This window comes from Aeromonas sp., from assembly GCF_050633025.1.
Taxonomy (GTDB): Bacteria; Pseudomonadota; Gammaproteobacteria; order Enterobacterales; family Aeromonadaceae; genus Aeromonas.
On record NZ_JBODRQ010000137.1, the window covers coordinates 1 to 8,679 of the forward strand.

The following is an 8,679-nucleotide window of genomic DNA, read 5'->3' on the forward strand; positions in this document are numbered from 1 at the left end:
CCCTCGTGGGCTACAATCTGCCCCACATTTTGCAAAGGATCCGACTCCAGTGTTTGGTGACAAGTTTTATAAGCGACTGGCCGAGCTACAGCCTTGGCAACAGACCGTCTACGCTCTGGCGCTGGCAGAGCGCATGTACCCCAACTATGCCCTGTTCAGCCAAGCCTCCGGCTTTGGCAATGCTGGCGCCTTCCGGCATGCGCTGGATCAGATGTGGGTCTACCTCACAGTCAAGGGATCCCGGGTCAATCTGGGGGCCATTCTCGAAGAGTTCGAAGCCCATATTCCGGATCCCCGCAAGTTTGAATCCTACGGCGCCTATCCCGCTCTGGATGCCTGTGTTGCGCTGGGTTGCGCCTACAACTCGGTGATCTGCCGGGTCGGCGAAGAGGCCAACGATGCCAGCCACGCGTCAGTTGGCACTGTAGCCGGGTTTATCGAGCTGCTTGAAGAGCGGGATCTGAGCGAAGAGGAGCTCTACGAGCACGAATACATGGAAGCCGAACTGGAGTTCCAGGTCGAACTGCTCAAGAGGGTGGCCCATGAGCGCGACAGTGACAGCATTTTGGCTATCAAAGCGTTTGCTGCACAGGATGGTGTCTCCAATATCGGGATCAGCCTGGAAGAGTAATCATCCTGTGTCCCGATAGCCAAAAGCTTTTGAGGGGGTAACGGTGCTCCGTCAAAATATCTTGGTTAGCATGTGCTGGTGTGAAAAAAATCCGAAACCAATCGATGTGGTTTCGGATTTTTTTACTTGTATTGCGCGGCAACAGATTAATTTGCCTGACAGGCATTACGTCTGCTGGCGTATTTTTTTATCTCTGCAAGCGAGGAATACCTGTTAGTTGGCGCTCTGGCGCACCTCGGTAGCGATCTGGTCGAGCAGCTGTTGCCAGCCCTGGCCCAGTTCGCTGACCAGCGCGTTGTAGCCATCGGCCGGCAGGACCCGCTCCTGACGGAAGGGGGCATCGCGCAGCACGGTGCCATCTTCCGCCAACAGGCGCCAGCGACCGCTCAGCACGGCGCTGCCGTCATGACGGCCCTGAAAGCGCTCCACCAGAATGGTCAGCACCGGCCCCTTGCGGCCGCCATCCTGCCGCACCACCCAGCCCGGCAGGCGGGTGGAGAGGCCATTGAGGGTGAGCTGGTTGAGTTGATCGTCCAGCGCACCGGCCCAGCGATGGTACTCGGTGAAGTGGAGCTCTTGTCCTTCCAGCTGATAGACCAGACTGATCCGGTCGAGCTGGCTGGCCAACGCCACCGGGCGCAGCACCAGCTGGTGCTGCGGTTGGGCCGGGGCCGTCACGGGTTGCTGGTTGTCGGCATCGAGCGAGTAGTAGTGCAGGCTTGGCTGGCTGCTGCAACCCGCCAGCAGGCCCAGCAGGGCCAGCGTCAGGATCTCTTTTTTCATTGTTTGCCTCGCTTGGGCTCAGGGTCCGATGGATGCGCGCGATCGAAGATCAGCGAGCTGGGCTGCTCGTTGAGGGAGTGCACCAGCGGCTGCAGTTCGCGCATCAACTGATTGAGGGTCTGCACCGACTGACGCAGGTCCTGATTGGTCTGCGACTGGGCATCGTAGGCCTGCAGGGTCTCCTGCAACTGCTTGAGGCTCTCGTTGAGCGAGGCGGGCAACTGCTGGGTGGAATCCTTGGCGGTGAGCTTGTTCAGGTTGGCGCTGACTGCACTGATGTTCTTCAGGGTACCATCCAGGGTGGTGAGTGACCCGTTGACCTTGGTCAGGGTGGTCGCCATGTCCATGTCGACAAACTTGTCGAGGATGAGGTTCACCTTGCGTTCGATCTGATCCAGCCCGCCCTGCACGGTGGGGAAGACCTGATAACCGGCCAGCTTGGTCGGCTCGAAACGGGGGACATCAGGATAGAAGTTGAGATCGATGATCTTGCCACCGGTCAGCAGGCTTGCGGTCTTGAGGCTTGCACGGAGCCCCTCCTTGAACTGCTTGCCGAACAGGGCCCGCCACTGATCTTTTTCCGCTTTGGCGTAGCGGTGGGAGAGGCGTTGTACCTCGATGCGTGCCAGTACCGGGATCTGGCGGCTCTGGAAGATGCGAACCCCCTTCTCCTCGACCATATAGGGTGCCGAGATAACGGTACCCACGCGGATGCCACGGTACTGTACTGCGGCGCCGGGATGGAGACCGGCCACGTTATCTTCGAACAGGAAGACGTAGTCGATGAACTGATCCAGGCTACCGGCCAGCACGCTCTCCTCATCCTGGAACAGGGTAAACTCCTCGTTCGATTTGACGGGTTCACCAGGTGACCAACCGGCAGGCAGCCCCATGGTGATCCCCCCATCGACCAGGCTCTCCAGCGAGTCCATCTTCACCTTCATCCCCTCGCTGCTCATCGAGACCTCAAAGCCCGGGGTCAGCCAGAAGCGGGAGTTGCTGCTCACCAGAATGTCGTAAGGGGCGTTGATGAAGATTTGATACTGCATCTCGCTCTTCTCGGGCAGGAACTTCGCCTCTTCTACCTGGCCGATGGTGAAGCCCTGATAGCTGATTGGGGAGCCAGCTCCCAGCGCACGAGCGTCGCTGCTGGTGAGGGAGAGACGCAGCCCTTTGGCATCGAGGGATGCCAACGGCGGCTTGTCCAGCATGGTGTACTGGTCGCGCGCCTTGCCTTTCTTGCCGGGGGCGAGCTCGATATAGGCGCCGGAGAGCAGGGTGCTCAGACCCGATACCCCTTCACGGCCCACTCTGGGCTTGACCACCCAGAACTGGCTGTCACCGCGCAGCATGCCGGAGGCGGCATTGGTCAGCCGTCCTTTCAGCACGGCATGGCTGTAGTCAGCGCTCAGCTCGACCGTTTCGATGCGGCCGACATCCACCTCGCGAGAGCGGATCACTGTCTTGCCTGCGACTATGCCCTCGGCGGTGGCGACGGTCAGGGTGAAACTGGGACCTTGTGAGTACCAATGTTGAAACAGCATCCAGATACCGATGAACAGCGCCAGCAGCGGCACCATCCAGATTGCGGCGGCCGAGCTCATAAAGTCAGAGCCCGGTTTCCACCTTGTTTTACGCTCACTCACGTTCGCGTTCTCCTTGTTGTAAATCCCAGATAAGGCGAGAGTCGAAACTCATGGCGGCGACCATGGTGATCAGCACCACGCCTGCAAAGGCGACGGCCGCAGGGCCGGGGTAGATGGTCATCAAGTTGTCGAGCCGGATCAGGCCCGCCAGAATGGCCACCACGAAGACGTCGATCATCGACCAGCGCCCGACAAATTCAGTCATGCGATAGAGTTTGAGCTTGCCAAGGGGGGAGGTGACATTGCCGCGCTGCACCATATAGCAGAGCCAGAACAGTGCCAGGATCTTCACCAGGGGAACGACCACACTGGCGAAAAAGATCACGGCGGCAATCGGGTAGGAGCCCAGTGACCAGAGCAGCACCACCCCGCCCAAAATGGTGGATGGGGTGCTATCCCCCAGCATCACTGTGTCCATAATGGGGTAGAGGTTGGCCGGGATGTAGAGGATGGCGGAGGTAAACAGCAGCGCCCAGGTGCGGTTCAGACCACCCGGCTTGCGGGCATGCAGCTTGCCGCCGCAGCGGGAGCAGCTGTGGCTACCCATCTCGCTCAGGGCGCCACAGATATGGCAGCCCACCAGACCGGATTCCAGCGCGCACGCGTCCGGGTCGATCTCCCGCGCCTCGGTAGGGCCGAACAGCCGCTGCCACAGCCACATCTGATCCAGCGAGGAGATCATCTTGATGAGCAGCACCGTGTAACCGACGAAAGCCCAGAATGACAGCCCCATCTTGATGTCGGCCATTCCCATCAGCTTTACCAGCGAGATGAGCACCCCCACCAGAAAGACATCCACCATCAGCCAGGGTTTGATCCGGCAGAGCAGACGGCCGAGGGATCGCAAGGCGTGGTTGTGCAGATCTTTATCGACCCGCCACAGCACCAGCATGATGGAGCCCATATAAACCAGCGGCAGGCCGATCAGGGTCAGGCTCAATATCGCGCCGAGAAACAGATAGCCCTCATCCACCAGGGTGGTGATGCTCTGCAAAAAGGTCATCTCCTGGCCCACCCCTTTGGCCGAGAAGGACATAAAGGTAAAGGCGTTGGCGAGCACGAACATGATGAGTGCCGCAAACCCGTAGGAGATGGGACGCAGCTCCTGCTGTGGCAGGTGGCGACTCAGGGTGTGTCCGCAACGGGGGCAGCAGCTGGCCTGTCCCACCTCGAGCGGTGTGGCCGGGATCAGCAGGTCACACTCTTCGCAGGCTGTGGCATCATGGACATAGGTGGTGTGGTGTTGGTGTGAAACCGGATGCAAGATAAAACCCCAGATAAGGCCCGTGGTGGAGCCAGAGCTGGCGATTATCGCAGTTGTACCGGCCAGCGACCAGCCCCCGGAGGCCGCTATTGCTGGCGGGAGTGAGAATGACTTTGACAAGCCAGTGCCCATTTAGCACAATCAAACGCCACTTTTTTTCCGCGGGACAATAATTTATGACAACTGAATCCCCCAGCTACTCCACGATTGAGCAAGCCTTCTCCCTCGGGAACGGGCAAGATTCTGCCCTCAACTGGTTGCGCAAGAACCGCAGTCAGGTCGCTATTTTTCTGGTGAGCGGCATCAAGCTGGAAGGCACCATCAGCGGGTTCGACCAGTACAGCGTGCTGCTGACCGATGCTCATGGTAACCAGCAGCTGGTCTACAAGGCCAAGATCTCCACCATCGCCATGCACACCGGCCGTCCGCAGGTGAATATCCAGCGTGCTCGCAAACCGCGTGTCTCCATGGCGCCGCGCCCCCATGGTGCGCCGGGTCGTTATGACGACAATCAGGGCGGCGGCAACAACGAGTAATCGTCTGCCCCGCACTCCCCGTTGACGCGCCCTGCGTCAGCGGCTGACGGAACCTGCTCTCATTTTCATTCATGTCCCGTATGAGAGTCGGTTCCGGTTATCGCCCCTTGCAGGGCGATATTTTTTTCCGCACTACGTCGTCGTTATGCCAACCGGTTTGCCCTCTTTGACCATGCAGGTCTGCATACCAGCCGCTTCTCCGGCCTGTACCCCGATACCGGTATCTTCAAACACCAGGCAGCCTGATGGCTCGACCCCCAGCTTGCTGGCGACCAGCAGGAAGGTGTCCGGATTGGGCTTGTGCAGCTCCACATCGTCTGCGGTGACCACCACAGAGAAGTAGCGATCCAGCCCGGTGTTGCGCAGCACGGCCTCGGCGTTGACGCGAGGCGAGCCGGTGCCGATCCCCATCGGGATGACGCCATGATAGCGCTCGACCAGCGCCTGCATGGCCGGAAAGACAGTCGCCTTATGCAGGTTGGCCACATAGTGGGCGGTCTTGCAGCGGGTGACTTCGACGGGGTCTAGGGGGAGCTGCTGCTCCTGTGCGACCAGCAGGGCTATCTTGCGGCTCGGCATGCCCCCCAGCTCATAGAACCAGTCGGCGTCGAAGTGAAAGCCAAACTCGCGGGCTGTGTGTTCCCAGGCGGCGAGGTGCAGCGGCATGGAGTCGACCAGGGTGCCATCAAGGTCAAAGACCAGGCCTTGGAATCCGGAAAGCGTCATGGTGCGGGTCAGTCTCTGAAAAAAGGGAGCCCATTCTAGCCAGTGGCTCTCTGCCTTGCCATCACCTAGCTGGTGAGAAACGCTTGCCCCCACATTTGTGACTGAAAATAGACGGGGGTGAGCTGGGCCGGATCGAGCTGATATTTGGGGGTCAGCTGTTCCAGCAGGGCCCAGTTGCCCTGTTCATAGGTGCTGACCAGCTGAAACAGATGAAAGAGTGGCCCTTCGTGCAGTTCGATGGCGCGCTGTACGCTCTTGGGCAGGTGGGCCATCAGCGGCCCCGACAGAAGGGATCCATCAAGCACCAACCCCACCAGAAAGGCCCAGCTTGCCTCCGCATTACCGAGGGCGGTGAGGGCAATCAACTCGCAGAAGCGGCCGCGGGCGATGGCCATGCGGGTGCAGGCCTCCGGCATGTGCTGGCTTACCCGGGCCAGACCGTTGATCAGCACGAACTTGCGGATCTCCTGCTCCCCCAGATAGGAGAGGGCGCGGGGTACAGAGGTGATGGGGGCTGCATGATCGAAGCCGGGGGCGTTGACGTAGGTGAGCAGCAGGCCGGGCAGCCAGGCATCCTGCTCCAGCAGGCGGGCCACTTGGGCGAAGGAGAACTCCTCGTGGCAGATGAGCCGAAGGATCTGCTGTACCAGCGCCATATCGGGCTGGTTGGCCCGCTGATTGATCAGCTCCGGACGGGCCAGAAAGCCGCCGGCAAAGAAGTCGACCCCCGCCTCCCGCAGCGGGAGAAAATCCGCCCAGGTTTCGATGTTCAGCGCCATCCGCTTGTGCTCGGTGGGCTGGCAGATCCCCTCTTCCCCCATCCAGTACACCAGCAGGCGGCTGGCGCCGAGCCAGCGTGGATCCCGGTTGGCGCCGTGCACCGCCACTCTGCGCCGACTGTCGCGCCACTGCTCCAGCACCTGGAACGAGTTGGGCTGGCGTTCGCTGGAGGCTTCAACCAGCGGGATCGCGTCCTGATCCAGCAGCAGGGGACGCTGTTCATCGAGCTGTTCGTGGGTGAAGGGCACCAGATATTGACGCCCCTGCGCCAGCAGGCGGCAATGTTGCGCCAGTGAAGGCCATTCGGCCGGTGAGCTGAGCTGATAGTCGATGCCGTAGGCCACCAGAGCCAGGCGACGATTGAAGATGGGATAACGACGCAGCAGCATGGGATCACCGATAAGCCAGAGTGCGGGCCCTCCCTTGTGACTTGGCGTGGTAGAGCGCCTGGTCAGCCTGTTCGGTCAGACTCTGCCATGCTCCGTCCTGAGAGGGGACCAGATAGCTAAAGCCTATGCTAACCGTAATGACATCAGCAACTCCTGACGCGGGATGTGGTAGTTGCAGGTGGGTGAGCTCTTTATGGATCTTGTTGGCGAGGAGCTCGGCTTCACCGGGGTGCGGGGCACAGAGCAGGATGACGAACTCTTCCCCACCGTAGCGGGCCACCAGATTGGTCCGTCGCCGCTCCGTTTCCTGCAGCACGCGAGCTACCTGCTGGAGGCACTCATCCCCCTTGGCGTGGCCAAAGTGGTCGTTGTAGGCCTTGAACTCATCGACATCGATCATCAATACCGCTAGCAGGTTCTGGGTGCGTCTTGCCCACTCCCATTCCCGCTGCATGGTGATATCCCACTGGCGCCGGTTGGCGATGCCGGTGAGGGGATCTTCGAGGGAGAGCAGGGAGAGGCACCGGTTGGCCTCCTCCAGCGCCCGGTTGGTCTCGGCCAGTTGCATGGTTCGTTCGGCGACCCGGACTTCCAGATCGCGATTGAGTCGCTCCAGTTTCTCCTGGGTGCGTTGGCGGATCAGTAGTTGTGACAGAATGGCGGCGTACTGTTTGAAGATCTCGCTCTGATAAGCCTTGAGCGGCCGATGCCAGAGCAGGTTATCGGCGGCGATCCAGCCGATGGGAGTGGTGCCATCCCACAGCGATACCATGGCGTTCCAGCCACGGCCCACCTGCTGTTGCTCGTAGTAGAGGGGGGTATCTTCCAGCTCCAGCACGTAATCCTTGCGCCTGAGGGTCTCCTGCACTGTGGTGGGGGCCGGAATGGTGCTGATAATGTTATGTTCGTCTAGCAATTCTCCCTCCTCACTGGTGCCCCAGGTGCCGCGCATGGTCTTGCCATCCGGCTCGATCAGGAAGATGGCGGCCCGGTCGAACTGCAGCTCCTTGCGGGCCAGCAGCACGGCATCCCGCAGCAGATCGTTCTCGCTGCGACTGCGTGCGAGGGTGACGCTGACCATGTGCAGCGCCTGTAATATGGTGAGGAAGGAGCCTTGCAGTGCCTGACTCTGTACCAGATTGGTCTGTGTATGGAGCCGCTGATCCCGCTCCTGATTGACCTGGCTGGAGAGCAGGTGATTGCTGAGCTCGGCAGTCAGATAGTGGATAAGGAGCTGGATGCCCTGACGCTGGTGGGAAGAGAGGCGGTCGATGCGGCGACGGGTCTCCAGATAGATGATCCCTTCCAGTTTCATGTGGCGTTTGAGAGGGAAACAGGCCCGTAGCTGCGGCTGGGCGGGTTCCACATTTTCGAGGGGATCCGGCGGTGGCTGGAGCTGTTCGATCACCAGCTGTCCCTTCTCCATTGCCTTGTCGATCAGGTGGTGGGGTAGAGTCAGTTGACCGAGATGGGCGAGATCAAGCGTGGTCAGCCCCTGATCGAGCTGAAAACTGTAGAGCCGCGGTTCGGGGGCCTTCAGCCAGAGGTAAAGGCGTTCGGCATCGGTCTTTTCACAAATGGTAGCGAGGCTCACTTCGCATAACTGAGCGAAGTCGGTGAAGTGTTCCGGATCCCATTTCTGCATACCAGGCCCCCTTAATTGTAGCCGCATGAGTATAAACACATTTTTATTTGAGTAACATGTCAAGAGTGGCGGCATGCATATTGGTTGCATTGAGCGTAAGGAGTCGAAATATTCACTTTTTTTTCTGCAGATCGTGGCTAAAACTGCACGTAGTAGTGCCGTATGTGACAACTTGTAGAGCGGATGTCGGACAAAAAAGAGAGCCCGCGCGATGGCGGGCTCTCGGGCAGTTCCGATGACTCTGCGCGGCTTACTCAGGGCTCTGTCCCAATTACGTGT

General features: G+C 59.9%; 8 protein-coding genes. 2 read left to right on the plus strand and 6 right to left on the minus strand.

Going from position 1 to position 8,679, the window contains the following annotated elements:
• The first annotated feature begins 49 nt into the window (after positions 1-49).
• Positions 50-631 carry a YjaG family protein gene (locus ACRAUW_RS15085; protein WP_431362931.1) on the plus strand — a complete coding sequence of 194 codons (582 nt, stop codon included), beginning with the start codon at positions 50-52 and terminating at the stop codon, positions 629-631.
• A gap of 213 nt (positions 632-844) precedes the next feature.
• Here ACRAUW_RS15085 and ACRAUW_RS15090 read toward each other — a convergent pair whose 3' ends face one another.
• From ACRAUW_RS15090 to ACRAUW_RS15100, 3 genes are read right to left on the minus strand one after another with little or no spacing between them, the layout of a single operon-like run.
• Positions 845-1,414, minus strand: coding sequence for a PqiC family protein (locus tag ACRAUW_RS15090; protein WP_431362932.1), 570 nt, complete (start codon positions 1,412-1,414; stop codon positions 845-847).
• The gene (gene pqiB / locus ACRAUW_RS15095; RefSeq protein WP_431362933.1) at positions 1,411-3,060 is read right to left on the minus strand and encodes an intermembrane transport protein PqiB; all 1,650 of its coding nucleotides are present in this window, start codon (positions 3,058-3,060) and stop codon (positions 1,411-1,413) included. The genes ACRAUW_RS15090 and pqiB overlap by 4 nt, the downstream gene beginning before the upstream one ends.
• Positions 3,053-4,324: a PqiA/YebS family transporter subunit gene (locus tag ACRAUW_RS15100; RefSeq protein WP_431362934.1), complete on the minus strand. Its 1,272-nt coding sequence runs from the start codon at positions 4,322-4,324 to the stop codon at positions 3,053-3,055. The genes pqiB and ACRAUW_RS15100 overlap by 8 nt, the downstream gene beginning before the upstream one ends.
• Before the next feature lie 176 nt (positions 4,325-4,500).
• Here ACRAUW_RS15100 and hfq point away from each other — a divergent pair, with 176 nt between their 5' ends.
• Positions 4,501-4,860 carry an RNA chaperone Hfq gene (gene hfq / locus ACRAUW_RS15105; protein ID WP_005335772.1) on the plus strand — a complete coding sequence of 120 codons (360 nt, stop codon included), beginning with the start codon at positions 4,501-4,503 and terminating at the stop codon, positions 4,858-4,860.
• Positions 4,861-4,992: 132 nt separating this feature from the next.
• Here the strand turns inward: hfq and ACRAUW_RS15110 are convergent, their stop codons facing one another.
• The 3 genes from ACRAUW_RS15110 to ACRAUW_RS15120 all read right to left on the minus strand — a co-directional run bounded on the left by ACRAUW_RS15110 (position 4,993) and on the right by ACRAUW_RS15120 (position 8,400).
• Positions 4,993-5,586: an HAD family hydrolase gene (locus tag ACRAUW_RS15110; RefSeq protein WP_431362935.1), complete on the minus strand. Its 594-nt coding sequence runs from the start codon at positions 5,584-5,586 to the stop codon at positions 4,993-4,995.
• Between the two features lie 65 nt (positions 5,587-5,651).
• Positions 5,652-6,755: an EAL and HDOD domain-containing protein gene (locus tag ACRAUW_RS15115; RefSeq protein ID WP_431362936.1), complete on the minus strand. Its 1,104-nt coding sequence runs from the start codon at positions 6,753-6,755 to the stop codon at positions 5,652-5,654.
• 4 nt (positions 6,756-6,759) lie between these two features.
• Positions 6,760-8,400: a diguanylate cyclase domain-containing protein gene (locus ACRAUW_RS15120; protein ID WP_431362937.1), complete on the minus strand. Its 1,641-nt coding sequence runs from the start codon at positions 8,398-8,400 to the stop codon at positions 6,760-6,762.
• Positions 8,401-8,679: the final 279 nt, after the last annotated feature.

Bases quoted from the DNA above. Each gene is read 5' to 3' on its own strand.
- ACRAUW_RS15090 (WP_431362932.1), bottom strand. From the start codon at position 1,414: ATGAAAAAAGAGATCCTGACGCTGGCCCTGCTGGGCCTGCTGGCGGGT.
- hfq (WP_005335772.1), top strand. From the start codon at position 4,501: ATGACAACTGAATCCCCCAGCTACTCCACGATTGAGCAAGCCTTCTCC.
- ACRAUW_RS15110 (WP_431362935.1), bottom strand. From the start codon at position 5,586: ATGACGCTTTCCGGATTCCAAGGCCTGGTCTTTGACCTTGATGGCACC.
- ACRAUW_RS15115 (WP_431362936.1), bottom strand. From the start codon at position 6,755: ATGCTGCTGCGTCGTTATCCCATCTTCAATCGTCGCCTGGCTCTGGTG.
- ACRAUW_RS15120 (WP_431362937.1), bottom strand. From the start codon at position 8,400: ATGCAGAAATGGGATCCGGAACACTTCACCGACTTCGCTCAGTTATGC.